The organism is Pseudanabaena sp. SR411, from assembly GCF_002251945.1.
Taxonomy (GTDB): Bacteria; Cyanobacteriota; Cyanobacteriia; order Pseudanabaenales; family Pseudanabaenaceae; genus Pseudanabaena.
In genome coordinates this window covers 1-19,470 of the sequence record NZ_NDHW01000059.1, presented here as the reverse complement: position 1 = coordinate 19,470, position 19,470 = coordinate 1, and the positions used below count along the sequence as shown (strand labels likewise).

Annotated in this window: 20 protein-coding genes; 12 read left to right on the top strand and 8 right to left on the bottom strand. The window is 42.8% G+C overall.

Going from position 1 to position 19,470, the window contains the following annotated elements:
* Positions 1–182: 182 nt before the first annotated feature.
* The 4 genes from B9G53_RS04185 to B9G53_RS04175 form a co-directional block, all read right to left on the bottom strand.
* Positions 183–608 carry an AAA-like domain-containing protein gene (locus tag B9G53_RS04185; RefSeq protein WP_094529493.1) on the bottom strand — a complete coding sequence of 142 codons (426 nt, stop codon included), beginning with the start codon at positions 606–608 and terminating at the stop codon, positions 183–185.
* Positions 609–637: 29 nt separating this feature from the next.
* A complete protein-coding gene (locus B9G53_RS28360) occupies positions 638–1,057 on the bottom strand; it encodes a hypothetical protein (RefSeq protein WP_254923545.1) in 420 nt (139 codons plus the stop codon).
* A gap of 7 nt (positions 1,058–1,064) precedes the next feature.
* Positions 1,065–1,277: a hypothetical protein gene (locus B9G53_RS28355; RefSeq protein ID WP_254923544.1), complete on the bottom strand. Its 213-nt coding sequence runs from the start codon at positions 1,275–1,277 to the stop codon at positions 1,065–1,067.
* A 101-nt stretch (positions 1,278–1,378) separates the two neighbouring features.
* Positions 1,379–1,678 (bottom strand): HU family DNA-binding protein, encoded by a 300-nt coding sequence (locus B9G53_RS04175; RefSeq protein ID WP_009629166.1) that lies wholly within the window; start codon positions 1,676–1,678, stop codon positions 1,379–1,381.
* 618 nt (positions 1,679–2,296) lie between these two features.
* Here B9G53_RS04175 and B9G53_RS04170 point away from each other — a divergent pair.
* From B9G53_RS04170 to B9G53_RS04155, 4 genes are all read left to right on the top strand, one after another.
* The gene (locus B9G53_RS04170; protein ID WP_094529491.1) at positions 2,297–3,370 is read left to right on the top strand and encodes a DMT family transporter; all 1,074 of its coding nucleotides are present in this window, start codon (positions 2,297–2,299) and stop codon (positions 3,368–3,370) included.
* 94 nt (positions 3,371–3,464) lie between these two features.
* On the top strand, positions 3,465–4,538 hold the full coding sequence (locus B9G53_RS04165; RefSeq protein WP_176453088.1) for a glycosyl transferase: 1,074 nt from the start codon (positions 3,465–3,467) through the stop codon (positions 4,536–4,538).
* Between the two features lie 233 nt (positions 4,539–4,771).
* On the top strand, positions 4,772–5,671 hold the full coding sequence (locus B9G53_RS04160; RefSeq protein ID WP_254923543.1) for a pentapeptide repeat-containing protein: 900 nt from the start codon (positions 4,772–4,774) through the stop codon (positions 5,669–5,671).
* An 865-nt stretch (positions 5,672–6,536) separates the two neighbouring features.
* Positions 6,537–7,361 carry a septal ring lytic transglycosylase RlpA family protein gene (locus tag B9G53_RS04155; RefSeq protein WP_094529485.1) on the top strand — a complete coding sequence of 275 codons (825 nt, stop codon included), beginning with the start codon at positions 6,537–6,539 and terminating at the stop codon, positions 7,359–7,361.
* A gap of 28 nt (positions 7,362–7,389) precedes the next feature.
* On the opposite strand, the gene B9G53_RS04150 is transcribed toward B9G53_RS04155, so the two are convergent.
* Positions 7,390–8,280, bottom strand: coding sequence for a vWA domain-containing protein (locus B9G53_RS04150; protein ID WP_094529483.1), 891 nt, complete (start codon positions 8,278–8,280; stop codon positions 7,390–7,392).
* Between the two features lie 525 nt (positions 8,281–8,805).
* On the opposite strand from B9G53_RS04150, the gene B9G53_RS04145 reads away from it, so the two are divergent.
* From B9G53_RS04145 to B9G53_RS04130, 4 genes are all read left to right on the top strand, one after another.
* Positions 8,806–10,293 (top strand): adenylate/guanylate cyclase domain-containing protein, encoded by a 1,488-nt coding sequence (locus tag B9G53_RS04145; protein ID WP_094529481.1) that lies wholly within the window; start codon positions 8,806–8,808, stop codon positions 10,291–10,293.
* 155 nt (positions 10,294–10,448) lie between these two features.
* Positions 10,449–10,832 carry a response regulator transcription factor gene (locus B9G53_RS04140; protein WP_094529479.1) on the top strand — a complete coding sequence of 128 codons (384 nt, stop codon included), beginning with the start codon at positions 10,449–10,451 and terminating at the stop codon, positions 10,830–10,832.
* A gap of 2 nt (positions 10,833–10,834) precedes the next feature.
* Positions 10,835–12,109, top strand: coding sequence for a VWA domain-containing protein (locus B9G53_RS04135; RefSeq protein ID WP_094529477.1), 1,275 nt, complete (start codon positions 10,835–10,837; stop codon positions 12,107–12,109).
* Positions 12,110–12,180: 71 nt separating this feature from the next.
* Positions 12,181–13,008, top strand: coding sequence for an FHA domain-containing protein (locus B9G53_RS04130; RefSeq protein ID WP_094529475.1), 828 nt, complete (start codon positions 12,181–12,183; stop codon positions 13,006–13,008).
* Positions 13,009–13,253: 245 nt separating this feature from the next.
* On the opposite strand, the gene B9G53_RS04125 is transcribed toward B9G53_RS04130, so the two are convergent.
* Positions 13,254–14,579, bottom strand: a complete 1,326-nt coding sequence (locus B9G53_RS04125; RefSeq protein ID WP_094529473.1) for an after-VIT domain-containing protein — start codon at positions 14,577–14,579, stop codon at positions 13,254–13,256.
* Positions 14,580–14,625: 46 nt separating this feature from the next.
* On the opposite strand from B9G53_RS04125, the gene B9G53_RS26665 reads away from it, so the two are divergent.
* Positions 14,626–14,853, top strand: coding sequence for a hypothetical protein (locus B9G53_RS26665; RefSeq protein ID WP_141211703.1), 228 nt, complete (start codon positions 14,626–14,628; stop codon positions 14,851–14,853).
* Here the strand turns inward: B9G53_RS26665 and B9G53_RS04120 are convergent.
* Together B9G53_RS04120 and B9G53_RS04115 are read right to left on the bottom strand one after the other, a co-directional pair.
* A complete protein-coding gene (locus tag B9G53_RS04120) occupies positions 14,812–15,426 on the bottom strand; it encodes a DedA family protein (RefSeq protein WP_094529471.1) in 615 nt (204 codons plus the stop codon). The genes B9G53_RS26665 and B9G53_RS04120 overlap by 42 nt on opposite strands.
* Positions 15,427–15,494: 68 nt before the next feature.
* The gene (locus tag B9G53_RS04115; protein WP_094529469.1) at positions 15,495–16,130 is read right to left on the bottom strand and encodes an exopolysaccharide biosynthesis protein; all 636 of its coding nucleotides are present in this window, start codon (positions 16,128–16,130) and stop codon (positions 15,495–15,497) included.
* Positions 16,131–16,318: 188 nt separating this feature from the next.
* Between B9G53_RS04115 and B9G53_RS04110 the strand changes: the two genes are divergently transcribed.
* The 3 genes from B9G53_RS04110 to B9G53_RS04100 all read left to right on the top strand — a co-directional run bounded on the left by B9G53_RS04110 (position 16,319) and on the right by B9G53_RS04100 (position 19,357).
* Entirely contained in the window at positions 16,319–16,846 is a 528-nt protein-coding gene (locus B9G53_RS04110; protein ID WP_094529467.1) for a hypothetical protein, read from the top strand.
* 92 nt (positions 16,847–16,938) lie between these two features.
* Positions 16,939–18,855, top strand: a complete 1,917-nt coding sequence (locus B9G53_RS04105) for an aminopeptidase P family N-terminal domain-containing protein (protein ID WP_094529465.1) — start codon at positions 16,939–16,941, stop codon at positions 18,853–18,855.
* A gap of 184 nt (positions 18,856–19,039) precedes the next feature.
* On the top strand, positions 19,040–19,357 hold the full coding sequence (locus B9G53_RS04100; protein WP_094529464.1) for a hypothetical protein: 318 nt from the start codon (positions 19,040–19,042) through the stop codon (positions 19,355–19,357).
* Positions 19,358–19,470 lie beyond the last annotated feature (113 nt).

Genomic DNA, 19,470 nt, shown 5'->3' with positions numbered 1-19,470 from the left:
TCCTGATAGTTTTCCACTAAATGGAAGATAGAAGTTTTCGAATGATAGTTGTCCTTTTGCGGAACTTCGGTACATAAGATTTTATTGATGCAAGGTTTTTCCTTGCTTTTGGGCTTTTTCCTTGCATTCTATCAACTTTTGAACCCTTTGAAAACTACTGATTGCAACTGTTTCTGCCTTTCTCAGCAAGCCCTAAATAGTTCCTTAACTTGCTCCGTTGTAAATTCGTGCAGTTCCACAGGAAAGCCCACATTAAATGGTGATTGATTAATATCTCTTTGAGCATAGGGTTCTTGGGAATGGACAATAATCAAGCGCAGCTTACCCCATAGTGGATGACTTCGCGATCGCTCGTACCAGCCACGCAACAAGCCGCAAAAATCTGTCTCAATTTCAGGATAGTTAAACACGCGATCAAAATTATCAATGGCGATCGCTAGCGGCTGTTCATTCCCCTCTACAAAATATTTCTCGAAATAGTTTGTAGAGTTATTGTTCGCGCCAAAAATATCATCCCAATATTCCTCAGTCTTGACCCGCACGCCCAGAGACTTACTAACAGAAGCACAGAACCATTGCATAAATTTTTCGGGATCGACAAGTGGCATAGCGATCACGAAAATTTAACCTAATCGCCTTATCTAAAAACTCTACAAATTCGGGGGCTAAAATTACCTGCATAGCGCTGCCATGTCAGTTCCCCAGGTTGCGGATCGGTATCGAGTTCAGAACTGATTTTCCCAGTTAACAAAAAAATTGCCGTCAAGCCCAAACTATAGAGATCACTGGCAAATCCCACCTGCCCGATCGTCTGTTCCGATGGCATAAATGTGGGCGTACCGATTACCACCGAGCAAGTCACATCCCCTTGAGCAGTCATCGCTGTAGCCAATGTTGCCTTGACTGCCCCAAAGTCAATTAGTACGGGTTGGAGATCGCGAGATCTTAAAATAATATTTTCAGGCTTAATATCGCGATGAATAATACCGCGCTCGTGAATATGTTCTAAGGTCGGCAATAGATCGAGCAGCAGTTTCTTAACTCTAGATTCAGTCAAGCATCCCTCAGTACGGACAAGCTAGTGTTGCGGCTTCCCGTTGAAAGTGATCGCGCACAATTTTGTAAATATCAGGATTATCAGCGATCGCCTTCAGTTGCTTGATCACACAAATCCGTCGCGATGGCATCTGTGTATCTTCCGCTAAAAAAGTTTGACCAAATCCACCCGAGCCAAGCACTCGCAAAACTTGATAACGATTGAACAATAAAGTAGTCATGTTTAACGCAAGCTCGCAACTTTCATTTAGTCTTAAGGTTATTTGTGAGCTTGTCAATAAAAAAAGAGGAAGCGCTAAGCGCTTCCTCTTTTTTTCAAGAATTAGTCAGAAGGAGGGCTGACTTGTTCTTTGAAGGACTTACCAGCAGAGAAGGCAGGAACCTTAGTCGCAGGGATTTCCATCTTTTCGCCAGTCTTAGGGTTACGACCTTCACGGGCTTTGCGATCGCGAGCTTCAAAGGAGCCAAATCCAACCAAAGTTACTTTGTCTCCGCCAGCTACAGTATCGATGATTACTTCAAGGGTTGCAGAAAGAACTTCGTCAGCAGTTTTTTTGTTGACTGACAAGCCCTTTTCGGCAGCTTTTTTAGCAATAGCATCAACTAGTTCACCTTTGTTCATAGGTTTCCCCTTATATATAGAGATGATTTGTGAGTATGAGTTTAATGTCAAAGAAATATTTGTGCGATCGCTTTTTGTGGAAGCCGCACTGACTATGACTTCTGTTTGATCATTCTAATAGCAACTTGCCACTTGTGTATATACACAACGGTTAATTTATAGGGATTTGAGCAGTTTTTTTTAAATACTTATTGCCACAATTCTTTGTTCAATCGCCAAGATGCTTTCCCTGTAAAGGTTTCAGGATTTTACTTTTGCGTGAAATTAGTGTAACGCATACAGGGCAAGCACTTCACAAAAGTTCAAGTTTTCCTAATAAATTGCTGTGTTTTACAGACATGCCCCACCAGTATGGCGAATCCCAATAGATAAAGGCGGCGCGAAGCGCCGCCTTTATCTATTGGGGTATTGCTGCGAGATGCATTCCTTTGGGTGGATTCTTATGCGCTTTGTTGGCAATGATTCAAAATTCTGGTTTTTGATCGAGATAATATTGTTAATACTTCTTAACCAAAACCCAAAAAGCGTGAGGCGGCGCGAAGCGCCGCCCCACGCTTTTTAGACAGCTATAAGTCTGTTCGTTGTCAACCTTCGCAATTCCTATTCAACTCCGAAAATATGCAGTCATCAACACCAGCCAGGATCTCTGGGCTAACCCGTCAGTCCCCTTTAATAATTGCGCCATTTTTCCTATGGGGTACAGCAATGGTGGTGATGAAAGCATTACTACCCCAGACTAGCCCCATGTTTATGGCGGCTGTGCGCTTGATTCCCGCAGGAATATTACTGGTTTTAGGTGCGGCTTATTTTGGGAGACAGCAGCCTAGGGGGTGGCAAGCGTGGTTATGGATTAGTTTGTTTGCATTGGTTGATGGCACGATGTTTCAAGGTTTTTTGGCACAGGGTTTAGTACGGACTAATGCGGGGCTAGGGTCGTTGCTAATCGATTCTCAACCCCTTGCCGTGGCGGTGATGGCTGCGGTTTTATACAAAGAAAGAATTGGGATTGGTGCAACCCTTGGCTTATTTGTCGGCATAGTTGGAATTGGGCTAATTGGTTTGCCATCAGAATTGATGACAGCTTTGCTCGCAGGGGATTTGGCAACGGTTTTAGAAGCGGGAGTATTTACTCTGGGTGAGTGGTTTATGCTCGGTGCATCGTTATCCATGGCGATCGGTACGATTTTGATTCGTCCTGTGGTGCGTTATGCCGATCCTGTGATGGCGACGGGTTGGCACATGATTATTGGTGGGTTGCCTTTATTGCTGATTTCCAATCAGATCGAGCAGCAGCAATGGCAAGACTTAAGTGCTTGGGGCTGGCTGGGGATGGCATATATGGCAATTATGGGTAGTGCGATCGCCTATGGATTATTTTTCTTTTTTGCTTCTTCAGGCAGTTTGACTACATTGAGTGCCTTGACTTTCTCGACACCAGTATTTGCACTTATGTTTAGCAGCCTCTTTTTAGGTGAAAACCTGACCTTTGCCCAATGGATTGGGGTGATTTTGACGCTGAGCAGCATTTATCTTGTCAGTATGCGCGGGGCAGGACAAGATAGTAGTGAGGAACATCAGGAAACTGGAGATATTTCTGGAACTAATATTTTGCCTGCAACTGAGCAAGTTGTTGTTAGTTCAGTGATGCCAGTTCTGCAACAGCCTATAAATGAATCACGGATGCGTGATTGAAATTTCTTTAAAACTCAAATAATTGGTTAAAAGCTTTGCTGTTTTACAGGGCTTTTAATCAATTATTTGGATCTCACTACATCAAAAAATCTCTATGCCTACTTTATATACTGCAATTACCAATCACGGTTTTGGTCATGCGACGCGCACAGCGGCTATTCTTGCGGAACTGCAACAGCGATCGCCAGACATCAAGCTCATTATTGCGACAACGGCTCCGCGTTGGTTATTGGAGGAATATATCGAAGGTGATTTTATTTATCATCCGCGTGTGTTTGATGTAGGTGTAATCCAGATCGATAGTTTGCAAGTTGATCGTGAGGCTACTTTGGATGTATGGCAGCAGATTTACCATCAACAGTCACACTTGATCGAGGATGAAGTTAAATTTTTACAAGAAAATCAGGTTGATTTAATCTTTGGCGACATTCCGCCGATGGTTGCCGAGATTGCCAAAGCAGCGAAGATTCCTTGCTGGATGGCTGGAAATTTTGGTTGGGATTTTATTTATCGCGATTGGGGTGGCAAATTTATCGAACTTGCCGATCGCTTATCAGAAACCTATAGCCATTGCGATCGCCTATTTCGGTTACCTTTTGCCGAACCGATGAGCTGCTTCTCTAACATAGAAGATGTAGGACTGACTGGTGCAAAACCTAAGCATTCGGCAGAATATTTACGGGAAAAATTTAATTTAGATCGCGATCGCCCCACAGCATTACTTACCTTCGGTGGACTTAACTTACAGTCTATTCCCTATCAAAATCTGGCAAAATTTCCTGATTGGCAATTTGTCACCTTTGATCGCGATGCGCCTGAATTACCAAATCTAGCTAAAGCCAATTGCGATCGCCTCCGTCCTGTGGATCTTATGGTGGTATGCGATCGCATTGTCACCAAACCTGGTTACGGCACATTAGCTGAAGCTTTACGAGTTGGCATCCCTGTGATTTGCCTAACCCGTGAAGGCTTTTTAGAGGCAGAAACCCTTATTGCTGGGGTGAAAAATTATGCCAAGCACCTAATTATTTCACCCCAAGAATTTTATGAAAGTGATTGGTCATTCCTGAACAGCACATTTCAAGCTCCAGACTTAGCAAATGCCGATCAGTTGGATATGCATGGTGAAGCAAAGATTAATCAAGCAATTTTGGACTATTTGAATTAGGCTATAAGTACCTGTCGCCAATCATGCTAGACCCAAAAGAGAGTAGCGGCACAAAGAGCCGCTACTCTCTTTTGGGTTTTATGTCCTGATAAAAATTGGCAATCACCGTAATTCAAAGGCTTAATCTAACCCTATCTCTCTAACGGATTAGATTTAAATTGCAAACTGTGACTTGCCTGTTTTGATACACTTGGGATCGATTGAGAGCATAAACTCTAAAAATCTCTGTCGCTGTGGAATCGACATATATGGAAATCTACCAATGCTACAAACTTCTGGGCTTGACATCTAATGCGACTTTAGAAGATGTCAATAAAGCTTATAAAGCGCTAGCTTTGCAATGGCATCCCGATCGCATTCCTAGAGAGAATGTACAACAACAACTGCAAGCCCAAGAAAAACTTAAAGAGATTAACCACGCAAGGGACAGTTTACGCAAGGCGGTTGAGCAGAAAACCACCAACTCAGAGGCTAAATATGCCCAAAAGACTTCCCACCAAGCTTCAAGCCAAACTAATCGGCAATATCACCAACATCAAACCAGATATCAAAGTAAGTACCAGAGCGCACATCAAAGCACATATCAAGCTCAAGCTCAACAACAAACTTCAGAACGCTCGTCAGAACGTTATTCTTCCTATCAATCTCAGGCTTACCAAACCTATCAATCTACCCAATCTCATCAGCAGCCAAGTAAACAAAAACATTATCAGTCCGAGTCATATGCGGCATCACAACAATCTACTCAAGCATCACCAAAACCACAAAAGCCAGATCTAACTGGAGCCGATCTTAGAGGTGCGAATCTACGCGAAAAGTATCTTGAGGGGCGAAATCTTAGCTACGCCAATCTTAGTAATGCTGATTTGAGTGATGCTTTCTTACATCGTGTGAACTTTCAAGGAGCAAACCTACAGGGTGCGAATTTGTTTCGAGCAAATCTATTTCAAGCTAATTTACAAAATGCAGATTTACGCGGCGCTAATTTAATTGGCGCGGATTTAAGTGGCTCAGATTTGCGCGGTGCAGATTTAAGTGGCGCAAGAGTTGGCTTTGGAGACAAGCTAATGGTCAAACTCACAAATGTCAATTTTACAGGGGCAACGATGCCCAACGGCTCTGTACATTCTTAAGAATTTTCGTGGCGCGGCTTTGCAGCGCCACGAAAATTCTTTGCTTTATTGCGTAAAAAACAAAAATAGCGGGCATCGCTAAGTTTTAGTTAGCAATCCACGCTATAGAGGAATTATCCGAGACATTTCAATACACTAGCTATAAAAAATTTCGCAAACATCAGCAAAATTGCTTGACTTGAAATTTACAGCCAAGCAGGTTTTGAGATTCAAAAAATGGCAACGTCATTTTTTGAATCTCAAAACCTTACTGAGTTTGTTCTTAATTCACTGAAGTATTGGCTCACTTCAGTGAATTGGTATTATAGCTGTCGCCATTCTTGTTAGGACATAAAACCCAAATAGTGTGAGGCGGCGCTTCGCGCCGCCTCACACTATTTGGGTTTTGATTTATCCTGCAGGTGGCTATAGCTATACAGTCCGTTGATGCTTTAAGTAGTACAGAGAAACTTTTGAAAGCGCCGCGAAACTGAGCTTTCAAAAGTTTCTCTGGGGTTTAATTCAGCGCAAAGTAATAGCAACGTTATTTTTAAATATCTTATAAGTAGCGATCGCAAATCTTATCAATAATCAAGCAAATATCGCATAGAGAGCGATAGACACCAAAGTTTTAACTGAATTTTTCTGCCAAATTGGATACTAATAGTTTTATCTCTTTCGCAAGGATGATTTATGATCCCCGCTAATATCGTAGTTTAAAAAACGGTTGTTATATTTAATTAATTTCAAATCTTAGATGTTTTAACTTTAGCTTTATCTGTTTTAATGATTAATTTATTTTTCATGCCCTCCAAATAAGCAATTTTTACAATGCTTATTTTTAACTACTGACTGAAACATCTTTGTTGCTTAACTCCTAAAACCTATGTCTACATCATCTGCTCTTTGGGCGATTCCCTTGGTTTCGCTTATCTCTGGTGCGTCTTCGCCGACAATTGCAAATGAAACTTATAACCAATCAAGTAGTTATAATCCTCTGATAACTCACCAAGATAAACCTTTTGCCAACAATAGTTTATTAGTATCTATTCAACCTAAATATGTGATCGAATTTCGGGCAAAGACTGCCAATGAATGGATGATCATGGTAAATAATCAGCCAGCATTTTTGGTTAAAGATTTACATAATGCTGTGATTGCAGCAGCTCAACTTGCGATTACGATGAATGCACCAGACTTTGATCCCCATCATTTAGAGCCACTTGCTATAAATGGTGAATATATCGGTAAATACAAAAATGTCATTTTATTTAAAATCCCTAAATCGGAGGTTGTTAACCCTTCACTAAAATTGACTCAATGGATTAATAACTTACGGGTTGGTGCAGGTACGGAGCCGTTAACTTTAGTAGAAGCTCAAAAGCAAATGTATCAGCTAGCTACTACTGATGAACAAATTAACGGCATTGCTTCTTGGTATGGACCTTACTTCCAAGGCCGACAGACGGCTTCAGGCGAACAGTTTGAACAGCAAGATTTCACAGCCGCGCATCCTAGTTTGCCCTTTGACACATATCTCAAAGTTACTAATCAGCAAAATGGTAAGTCGGTGGTGGTAAGAATCAATGATCGAGGACCATACTTTGGTGATCGCAATCTTGATTTGTCCCATGCGGCAGCGATCGCCCTCAATAGCGATGAAGTTGGCGTTGTGCCAATTACCGCTACCATTCTAGTAGCGAACAATTAATAAAACAAAGGCGAATTGCACCGTTGTTTTAACGTAGGTTTTCGGTACGTGTACCAATATCTAGAAACTGAATTAGTTTCACTGGATCGGCATTAAACATGAACGCTTTAGCATCAGGTGCAACTTTATAGCCTTCCTTTTCAGCAGCTTTTTGGGCAGCGTAGGGTAAAGGGCTAGATAGTTCAAACATTAAGCGAGCATAAGGATCACTTAATACTTCGACCGTATTTGGGAAAGACACAGGTTGCGTATATTCTGCGGAAAGATGGATGTTATAAAGCAGAACTGAACCGTCAGAAGTACTCAATTTTTTGAGATTGATTGCTTCTTCGGTCGGATCGCCATCGGTAGACTCTCCATCAGTAATATTAATAATTGTGGGGGGATAGCTATTGGGATGTTTTTCAATCCATTCCTCTAGCAAAATTCGCGCCAGTGCAAATACACTACACATGGCTGTCCCGCCACTAGCGATCGGCTTAAACCAAATGGGAAAGTCATTGTAAACTTCAACTAACCCACCCATACCGTCAGGTAGTTTTTGGGCGCGTTTTTCCAATTCAGTCGGATTTTCATAAATCTTGCCGATTGGGGCGATCACTTTCTCACCAGCAAGCCCATTTAGTGCTGATGTCACTTCGCTGTTATAACCAATTACGCCAACATCGAAATAATCATAAATCTCGTTACCCTTGACGCATCGTTGTCCGAGAGAGTCCAGCAACCGATTTACCGCATCCGCCACAGCTTGGGCTTTCTGGATCGCTTCACTAGTCTTGTGTAAACTTTCATTTGCTCCTTTAGCCGTCCCTTTACTGGCACTATCGTTAGAAAATGCATCCGCCATCGATCCAGATTGATCGATGAGGAAGAGGAAACAACTAGGTTGACGACGACTGATTTCTGCTGAGTAAGGCATATTAAACTTACCCGATTCCTTATTTAGTTATGTCTCAAGAATTACAGCAATTATCGATCAAACGAACCATAATAAATTTTTGAAAGTGTTGCTTCGCAAAGCTTTCAAAAGTTCTTGGTTTTGGTTTGAGCGCAATGCGCTGTGAGTTCAGTCTAGCAAAGGTAAGCTCAATAAAAAACTTCCCGATCGAAATTCAGCTATTTAACTTAAGCGATCGGGCTAACTGCGGCACTGGAAACACCAAAACTCGTTATTTTGCAAAATAACAGGTAGTCCTAAAAAGATAAGGATAGGCTGCGCGAAGCGCAGCCTATCCTTATCTATACCAACCCTTTCCTTTGCAGGACTACCAAATAACGAGTTTTATAATGAGAATTGCTGTTAGGGCTTCACTGTAAAATTGTAGAACCCCTACTCAGCATTATGGCGTTTGATTCTACTCTATTAATCGTTATGATATTTAGAATGGGCGGTGCATTGCACCGCCCATTCTAAATATTGCTATCTATAACATTCCTTAAATTTATGCAATCTATCAGTCTCAGAAAGATATTGCTCAAAACAGAAATATTATCCTTGTTGAAAGGATTAGTTACGAAACTCACTACTCCTATCGTAATTCAAGATCAAGGTGGGCAAATTTTAGTTGCAGATTTAGGCATGGATAAAGCAGCTATTGCTAGTGATATTAGTGAAAACAGTCCAGAAGGTATTAAGGAACCACTTGTAAATACAGACTTAAATAAGTTCCCTGTACTACTCGGCGATGAAATATTAGGATGGGTAATCGGGAAGGAACAAATTGAGCAGGTTGCGAATTTTTTGAGCTATTTAGCCAAGCGTGAATTTGAACAGAAAATGCTGGCGGCTGATGCGTTGGATAAATATCGAGAGATCAACCTTCTCTATACGATCGCTAGCAAGATGTCCAACTGTTTAGATGTGAAAGAGATCGGCGCACTTGTAATTGAAGAGGCTAGTCGATTAATCACCTGTACCAGTGCATCAGTAATGCTTCATAATCATCAAACTAATATTCTAGAAGTTGTATCAGCTAAAGGAACTGCTGAATATATTAATAGCTTAAATATTCCTGCTAATGTGGGTATTGCAGGTTATGTATTCATGACAGGAAGACCTGAGCTAGTCAATGATGCTACCCAAGATCCTCGATATATTCTCAATGAGAATGAGTGCTATGCAATCATTTGTGCGCCGATTCTTACTAAAGATAGAACTATTGGCGTAGTTAATATTAGCAACTCTGAGCCTATAAGCTATACTTCTCAAGACCTTAAGCTGTTTACAGCAATTGTTACCCAAGCTTCTGGAGCTATTGAAAATGCAATTCTCCATGAGAGTAAATTACGGGAACAGAGAATCAAAAATAATTTAGAAAGATATCTATCACCACAGGTTGCTGAAGCGGTTATCAATGAGAAGGAGGAGGTATCATTAACTACGAGTAAACGCAAAATTGCCATGTTATTTTCCGATATTCGTAACTTTACGACTAAGTGCGAAGAGCTAGAACCTGAGCAACTTGTGTCTTATCTAAACGAATATTTCACACAGATGGTGGATGTTATTTTCAATCATCAGGGAACGGTTAATAAGTTTGTGGGCGATATGATTGTGGCTATGTTTGGCGCACCTTCGGCGATCGCCGATCGTGAATATTGGGCGATCTCTGCGGCGATCAATATGCAAAAACGGATCAAAAATCTGCCAATTGATTGGATTCGTAAGAACTTTATTACAGGGATTGGGATTAGTTCTGGAGAAGTGATCGTGGGGAATATTGGTTCACCGCAGCATATGGACTATACAGCGATCGGTGATGAGATGAATATTGCTTCGCGATTACAGGGATTGGCAAAGGGTGGACAGATTTTGGTAACGCGCAGTGTCTATGAGGCAACCCAAGCAAATTTTGAGTTTAGAGAGTTTGGAACTTTGCCTGTCAAGGGAAAAAAGAATCTCGTCGAGATTTTTGAGGTGATCTACAATTAGATAAAACACAAAATTGCTGCGGTGGGCAAAGCCTCAGCAATTCTGGACTCTCATTTTGATCGAATGGCGCGAAGCACCGCTTTCCCAGATTATTTTTGAGCTCAAAGCGCTGTAAGTGATACATTAGTCTTGAGATACATCGTAAAGGCTTAAAGATGAGCAAAAAGCTATTAATTGTTGACGATGAGCCGCATATCCGTATGCTTTTAGAGCAGACCCTAGAAGAGCTAGAAGATCAGGGCGTAGAACTATTAGCAGCAACTAATGGTTTGGAAGCACTGGAAACGATTCAGAGGGAAAAGCCAAATTTAGTATTCTTAGACGTAATGATGCCAAAAATGAATGGCTATGATGTCTGCGAAAAGGTTAAGGGTGATCCTAGTCTGAGTGATGTGTATATCATTATGCTGACCGCTAAGGGGCAAGAATTTGATCGCAGTCGGGGTAAAGATGTGGGGGCTGACATTTATATGACAAAACCCTTTGACCCTGATGAAATCCTAGAAAAATCCTGTGAAATCCTCGGAATAGAAACTTAAAAATGAGCGTAAATTTGACCTGTAAGTTAAGCGATCGCGTTCTTGATAGTAACCAAGGCAGCAGTCAACGGCAGTTGGCGATCGCTGTTTCTGCTAACGTTGCTGCCGATGGCAATAATGCACCGCTTAATTTGTGCCTTGTCTTAGATCACAGTGGCTCCATGGGAGGACAACCCCTTGATACGGTCAAACGTGCTGCTCGCGATCTCGTAGATCGCATGTATCTGCAAGATCGAATTAGTGTAATTGGCTTTGATCACAAAGCTCATGTGGTGGTCGAAAATCAACCCGTTGATCGCATTGAATCGATCAAAGCCAAGATTCAATCCCTCAAAGCATCGGGTGGCACTTGTATCGATGATGGCATTAAGCTGGGTTTGCAGGAAACCAGTAAGGGCAAAGATGGCACTGTGAGCCAGATTTTTGTGCTGACCGATGGGGAGAATGAGCATGGCGATAATGAGCGCTGTTTCCAGTTTTCCCGCCTAGCCACGGAATACAACATGACCTTGCATAGCCTTGGTTTTGGGGATAGCTGGAATCAGGATGTACTGGAACGTATTGCCGATGCTGGTGGTGGGGCTATGGCTTATATCCCATCGCCTGCGGCGGCTGGGGAAGAGTTTCAGAAATTATTAAAACGTGTTCAAGCGATCGGGCTAACCAATGCTCATTTGATCTTGCAGCTTTCGCCCCATGTAAGACTTGCCGAATTAAAGCCGATCGCTCAAGTTGCCCCTGACACGATCGAATTAGGCTATCAAACCGAAGGTGATGCGATTATTGTCAGACTTGGCGATCTGATGACAGATGTGGAACGAGTAGTGCTATTTAATCTCTATATCAGTCCTACGAGTTATGTTGCCGAATATCCCGATCGCTCGGAAATTCCGATTTTGACGGCTCAAGTCCGTTACGACATTCCCTCGCAAGCGCAAATTAATTCGCTGTCATCACCAGTAGCGATCACGGCAACTTTAGTCCAAGACTATACGCCACAGGTCGATCCGCAGATACAAAATCATTTGTTAGCATTAGCAAAATATCGCCAAACGCAACTCGCCGAACAAAAACTGCAACAGGGCGATCGCGCAGGGGCGGCGACAATGTTACAATCTGCTGCTAAAACCGCTTTACAAATGGGCGATCACAATGCTTCGACAATCTTGCAAAACAATGCAACCCGTCTGCAAACAGGCACGGCTTTAAGCGAAGCTGATCGTAAAAAGACACGAATCGCATCCAAAACTGTCCTACAACCGCCCCCTAGTTCTTAAGTTTCAGATAGGTAAGTGTCACCCAACACTGTTGATCGTGAATATATAAACTGTCCATCTAAGTTGCCCTTATGATTATTTGTCCTAGTTGCGCTCATGCCAACCCTGACGGAGCTGTAAACTGCGAAGCCTGTTTTACTCCCTTACCGATTGTCAAAAATGTTCAGTGTCCTAGTTGCGGTGCATCTGTGTTATCAGATGCTAAGTTTTGTGGACATTGTGGGTTTAATCTAAGCGGGGCAACTGCGATCAATGCGCTCCCAGATATTCATGCCGAAAATGCGATCGCGCCATCCATCCAATCGACTGAAGTTTTCCCCGTACTACCTATTTCCAGCGCTATGTCAAATTCTTTACCTGATGCGACGACCGAAGATGATTCGGCTGCAAATTTAGTAACAAATTCCTTCGCCGAAGTTCCAACTCTTCCCAAGTTTACCGATATCGAAAATTTGCTTGCAGCAGAGGAGCAGAATCTACCGATCACGGCTCCTGTGAATGAGCCGATCAGTGCGTCAACAAGTGAGCCAGCAAGTTCAACCATAAGTGTCAAGACCCAATTACAGCAATTTGCTGCGTCTTTGCTCCATGTGCAAACTAATCTCACAATTGAAATTCCTGCCCATTTACCAGTCGTACATATTGGAAAGCCTAATACGGTAATTCCTCCTGATATTGATGTGTCAGGTTTCCCAGATTCCGATATTGTTTCGCGTATCCATGCGGATATTCGGGCTGAGGGAGGCTCTTTCTATTTTGAGGATACGGGCAGCTCTAACGGCACTTATATCAATAATTTGCCTTTACCTGCGGGAAATCGCCATAAGCTGAGGGCAGGCGATCGCATTTCTCTGGGTAAGGGGGATAAAGTTAGTTTTGTATTTCAACTTAGTCAATAAATTAAAGCCTATAGCAACGCAAGAGATAGCTAGAACAAATCAAAACCAAAAAGATGAGTGGCGGCGCGAAGCGCCGTCACTCATCTTTTTGGTTTTATGTCCTAAGCAAAACTTACATTGCTATATTGAGGCTTTGAGGAGTCCAGAAAGATTTTTGAAAGCGCCGCTTTCAAAAATCTTTCTGGGTTTCAAATTAGTGCAAAGCGCTGTAGCCAATAAAAAAGGGACGCAAAGCGTCTCTTTTTTTATGGAGATAATTGCAACACTAGGCGGATTTTCCCTGTCACAGGGTTAGGCGATCGCCATTCTAAAATTAAGTTTTCCAACTCAGCGATCGCATTAGTATCCTTTAAGACCTCACCTTGGCGATCAGTCGATATGTTAATAATGCGATCGCCTGAGAGATCTAGATTGAAAGTAATCGTTCCCTTGGCCAATATGGTAATTTGCTGAGTCTGCATATAACGGACTAGAGAAGCCGTTATATCACTTGGTAATTCCGACTGAATCTGCAAAACTTTGATATTAGTTACTGCCACCTTATTCTCATGAGCCGTAGGTGCAGTTGTAGAAGGAATAGCCAACTTTGTTAATGGCGCAGAAGGTACTGGCTTTGCTGCCTCGGCTGTAACTGGTGTAGGTTGCGAAAAAGTATCTTTATTGGGAAATTCTAAACGCCTTGGTTGCTCTGATGGACTTGCTTCTGTTTTACCTGAAATAGAACCAAGATTATCTTCAGCACGCTGACGGTTACTAGACTTAGAAACATTAGGTGAAATACTAGATTCAGTCGAGATCGCAACTTTTTCAGATTGCTCCAGATCCTTGCGATCGCGATCAATCGTTTGAGGCGATTGGGAAGGGCTAGGGACAGCAGGAGCGATCGCCGCATTAGGGCTTGCTGCTGACGTAGAAGTATTGAGGTTAGGATTGATTGGACTTGCCGATTTTGGTGCAGTCCCAACCGTTGAACGGCTTGCTCCTTGGTCTTCAGAAGTAGCGGCTGGAGGTGCAGATGGAATGATGGATGTTTTCTCTGGATCAGAAGCAGCAGGAGTAGAGGCTATTTGATAGCTGGGTTGGTCGCCAAAGGGTGATGAAATGAGACGGATTGTGCCAACACTGACACCAACGATCGCGATCGCCCCTGCAACAATTTTGAGCCAGTTAGGATGGAGACGACGGACTTCCAGTACTAAATTGGGCAAGATCACAAACTCATTGCCACAGCGCTCTAGACTTTCGTACAGGTCAAATAGCTGTAAGGTCGATAGTTGCAACTTTGGCAGTTTGGGAATAGCGATCGCATGATCGAGAGTTTCAAAATCATCTTGAGCCAACCAGCGATCGCAATAGGTGGTCACGCCTTCGATCAAATTGGTGATTTGCTGCTGGTTGCCCTTAATTACTTTTTTGCTATGTGCTAATTGCAAACGAAACCGCAAATTTTGAGCAACGATTTGAGATTGCCAATCCGATAGAGGCGATCGCTCTGTCCAGACCTCTAGTAAACAGGTCGGCAATTCGTAGCGGCGGTTTAGAGTATTTGATTCCGAATGGGAGTAACGCATGAGGCTTATATTCGGTTTAGTTTGGCTCTTGCCTTGACTTCAGAGAATGTTTTTTCGGAGTGTATTCTCTAAAACCTGCTATAGCTATTTTGATTATATAGGCGATCGCATTTGCTTGACAGGACTTTGCACTCAAACCCAAAAGAGTAATGGCGGCGCTTCGCGCCGCCATTACTCTTTTGACTATAACATCGATAAACCGACGGGACGCGCAAAGCGTATCCCGTCAGTTTTATTTGCGCGATCGCTTCCAGATTCGATAGCCAATAAATGAGGCGATCGCCAACAAAACGCCAAAAACTACAACTTTGGTAATGACATCAATGTAATCTTCAACTAACTTGTAATTTTTACCTAGGAAATAACCCGCATAGGTTAACAAAGTTACCCAGCCAATTGTGCCAATCGTGGAATAGAGAAAGAACGGAACTACAGGCATTTTGCTAATACCTGCGGGGATGGAAATCAACGTGCGAATCCCAGGCACTAGACGACCGAATAAAACCGCCTTTGCCCCATGCTTTTGAAACCAATTCACTGATTTCTCAATATCTTCCCCAGAAATACCAATCCATTTACCATAGCGACCTGCCAACAATTGCAAACGCTGCTGCCCTAATATTAGCCCCGCATAGTACCAAGGGATCGCGCCCAAAATTGTCCCAATGACACCTGCGGCGATCGCAGGAATGACGAGAATTTGCGTATTCGGAAAAGTTGCGGTATACCCTGCTAAGGGCATGATCAGCTCTGAAGGAATCGGGGGAAACAGATTTTCTAAAAACATTAGCAAGCCAATTCCCAGATAGCCTAGGGAATTCATCGTATTAGTAATCCATTCCTGCATTTTATTCGCCAAATTAAAGGTTTTATTTTTTGGTGGTGCGGCTTCGCCGTACCATAACAAAATTTTCGTTATTTGCCCATCAGGCTTTTAAATCCGACTCTCAGCCAATCATAAAGACTGCTTCCTCCTACCGAGAGAGCATAGAGGATCGAAAGAGTGAGCGTTGCACCACAAAGGCATAGCAACATTCCTGCTAAGCTGATTGCCCCATCGTCATCTAGCAAACCAAACCCTGTCACAAAAATCCCCATTGCAGGTAAAGTGTTTGTCCCAGGAATAGGGATCATCATCGATACTGACATCAAAGTGATCGCTAGACCAATGAACACTTGACCGACCCGACTGGTGCAAACTGGAGTCAGCCGTGGCTTGGATACTCGCTCAATCTTTTGCATCCAAGGAATACCAGATTTCACAAAACCCTGCACTCGTTTAATGGCGATCGGGTGATGCATAATTCGTGACGGCAACCATGGGGTCTTAGCGCCAACAATCAACTGCGCCGCTAGTAATAGCATGACAATCCCAAATGGCACAGAATAGCCTGCGGCAGGAATCGGTAACGCCGAAGGTAATGCTAACAAGACAAACAAAAATCCAAAAGTGCGTTCACCAGCTAACTCCAGCACAGATGCTAGGGTCACCTGTTCAGCAGATGGTTCTTCGATAAAAAATTGGTGCAAGTCCTGAGAAAGTTGAGCCATAATTCAGTAAATGTTAGCGGTGATTGAACCCTATCCAAAATCGTAGCGAAAATAGCGATCGAGAGCATCAATAAACGTTATGTTAGTAGAGTATGTCGCTAATTGTATTTGTAAGCGTATCGGTTAGACGCACATGATTACGATGCAATTACATAAAGTTCATTCAAGATAATTGTGGCTATTCGTCCATGAAAAAGTCTGTAGTTTATCGCACTTTGCAAGTTGCTTCGGCTGTTGCCGTCTTATCGATGATCTCCATATGGTCATCTACCAAACATGTAGATATTATTTCTAATATTCTGACGGAGATAGATTCTTTGCTGGTGATTCTAGCGATCGCTGTAGTTTTTCCATACTTTTGTTTTAAAGTTTTGGGTAAGCTCTATACACCACCAAAATTCCGAAATACTGATAAATCATCGCCTTCTCGCAACTCGGAAACTAATCAAGATAAATTTGATGGGATGCTTGAAGAAGAGGCTGAAGTCATGCAGTATCGAGGGCATCGATATAAACCAGAAGAATTGCAGGTCAACAGTGACCAAAAAAATGTTAGTGAATTTCAGCCTGTGATCAAATATCGCGGCGTAAGTATTGCCAATAGTAACGATGAATCTTCCCAAGATTTACCAGATTCTTTCTCAGCTACAAGGGACTCCCAAAAGTCAGCCAAGCCCAAAGAACGCATCAAATATCGTGGAGCTTATGTGGATTAAGAATAAAGGCGGCGCTTAGCGCCACCTTTACTTTTGGGCGATAGGTTAAAATTTTTACAGACCAAATTTTTCGCCATAACATACATAATTTCATGGTTTTATTGCCCACTTTGCCCACAGAATCATCCAGCCCATCTCTTGACTTACCAAGCGAATCGAAAGGAACTGCACAAAAATTTGCAGCGCTGCGATCGCAACTTGCTAAACATAAACTAGATGCCTATTTTGTCCCTTCCGCCGATGAGCATCTTAATGAGTACTTGCCTGAAGCAAAGCAACGCCGTCAATGGATTAGTGGATTTACTGGCTCCGCAGGTGATTTTTTAATTAGCACTGACAAAGCATGGGTATTTGTAGATTCGCGCTATTACGAGCAAGCGGATATGCAAGTGGATGAGAACCTCCAAAAGGTGTGCAAAGTCGGATTAGAAGATCATCAAACTGTGGAAGAAGTTCTTGAAGATCTTGGGCAAAAAGCCTCAGCACAATTACAAACCTTGCGATTAGGTATCGATCCATTCACGATTACCGTCGCTCAATATCGACGTTTTTATGCCCAATTAAGCGCTAGTGGCGTAGAGATTGTCCCTGTACTGGAGAATCTTGTCGATGCCGTGCGATCGCAAAGTCCTTTTGCCGAGAGTGAATCTATACCGACCTTTGGTGATCAACCAGTAATTTCTCTTCCTGAATCAATTACTGGCGAGAGTGTAGCCAAGAAATTAGAGCGCGTTCGTGAAGCGATGGGTAAAAAGAAAGCTGCGATTTTGCCTGTAACTAAGCTCGATCAGATTGCATGGCTCTATAACTTGCGCGGTCGAGATGTCGAGTGCAATCCTGTCTTCATTAGCTATGCGATCGTCACGAAAACTGAGGCATATCTCTTCACCAATACATCGCGCATTGATGAAGCTGTGCGCCAAGCTCTGGCTGGACAGGTGCAAATTTTGGATTATGAGCAGTATATTCCCATCTTGCGATCGCTAGTGGCTGAGCATAAAAATGTGCTAGTGGCGATCGCCCAAACCACCTATGGAACCTATCTCCAACTCAAAGCCGTCAAGGCGAAAACCATTGATGCTGAACATCCCGTCGAGACTTTCAAGGCGCACAAAAATGCTGTAGAGATCGCGCAAATGCAGCAAGCCAACCTCAAAGCTAGCCTTGCCAAGACTCTCACGCTCAAATGGATAGAAGAACAAATTGATGCTAGTAATAGCATCAGCGAACGCGACGTTGCGAATAAAATCGAAGGTTTATATAAGCAACAAGAGGGCTTCTACGACCTCAGTTTCCCCACGATCGCAGGTGCTGGCGCGAATGGTTCGATCGTGCATTACAGCAATCCTAATCCTGCTTGCAAGCTGCTCAATGGTGAGTTACTACTGTTAGATTCTGGTTCACAGTTTTATGGTGGTACTACCGACGATACGCGATCGCTTAGCATTGGTACGCCGACAGAAGAACAACGCGATCGCTATACTGAGGTTCTCAAATCCCATATCAATTGTGCGATGCAGAAATTTCCTAAAGGCACGACTGGCAGCCAAATCGATGGGATTGCCCGTTCTTCGATGTGGCAAAGTGGGCTAGATTTTGGGCATGGCACTGGGCATGGTGTGGGTGTATTCCTGAATGTCCATGAGGGACCTAATGGCATTAGCAAGCGTGTCAATCAATCTCTCGATCTTGGCACGATCAACAGCATCGAACCAGGATATTACAAACCAAAATGGGGTGGTATTCGGTTGGAGAATCTCTATTTTGTGAAAGAAGTTAAAAAGCAGGAGTCAGAGAGTTCTCAAGAGTCAGATCCCAATGCGATACCTTGGTACGAGTTTGAATCTTTGACCTATATTCCCTTTGACAAGAAGTTAATCGATCGCCACAAGCTCAATCCTCAACAAATCGCATGGCTAGAAAGTTACTATGCTGCTGTGGTGGAGAAGTTATCACCGATGCTCTCTGATGCAGAAACAGTATGGCTGAAGCAAGCTTGTAGTTTTTGATAAACAGAAAAAAGAGCGCTTTGCGCTCTTTTTTCTGTTATGGATTGTTTTGGTGAGTCGTTTATAATGCGATCGCGACCTAAATTTATCTAGCAAGCTAACCCCATATCTCAAGATCTGCTGACTCAGATCGTCCTCTTTTCGTATACGAGTAATAACTGGATTATTTAGTCAATCAGATATCATGGCTCATTCCATTCCTTACATCTCGCGTCAATCGGCTGAGGATTTACAAAATTCTTTTGCGAGGGCTTTAGCTGATCCTGCCTCATATCCAGTGATGTTTTACATTTGGGGTATCGGTGGTGTGGGGAAATCTACTCTGAAAAGACGCTTAGGAGAAACCTATTGTCAACAGGCTGATTTTACAGAAGTGTCGTTTGGATTAACAGAGGGGATTAATACGCCTATTGAGTTAATGGCAAAATTGCATTCACAGTTACCTCCATTAGCATTTTGGCAAAGAGATCTGCTAGCTAAAGATCCATTTCAGGCTCTATAGAACCCATTTGGTATCTTAGGAAGCCTTAGCGAGGCGCTTAAGCATAAGCCTGATAAAGCAAAGATGAATTCTCGCATTAGCATTGTCTAAAGTTCTGTCAAAGTTTTTGACCA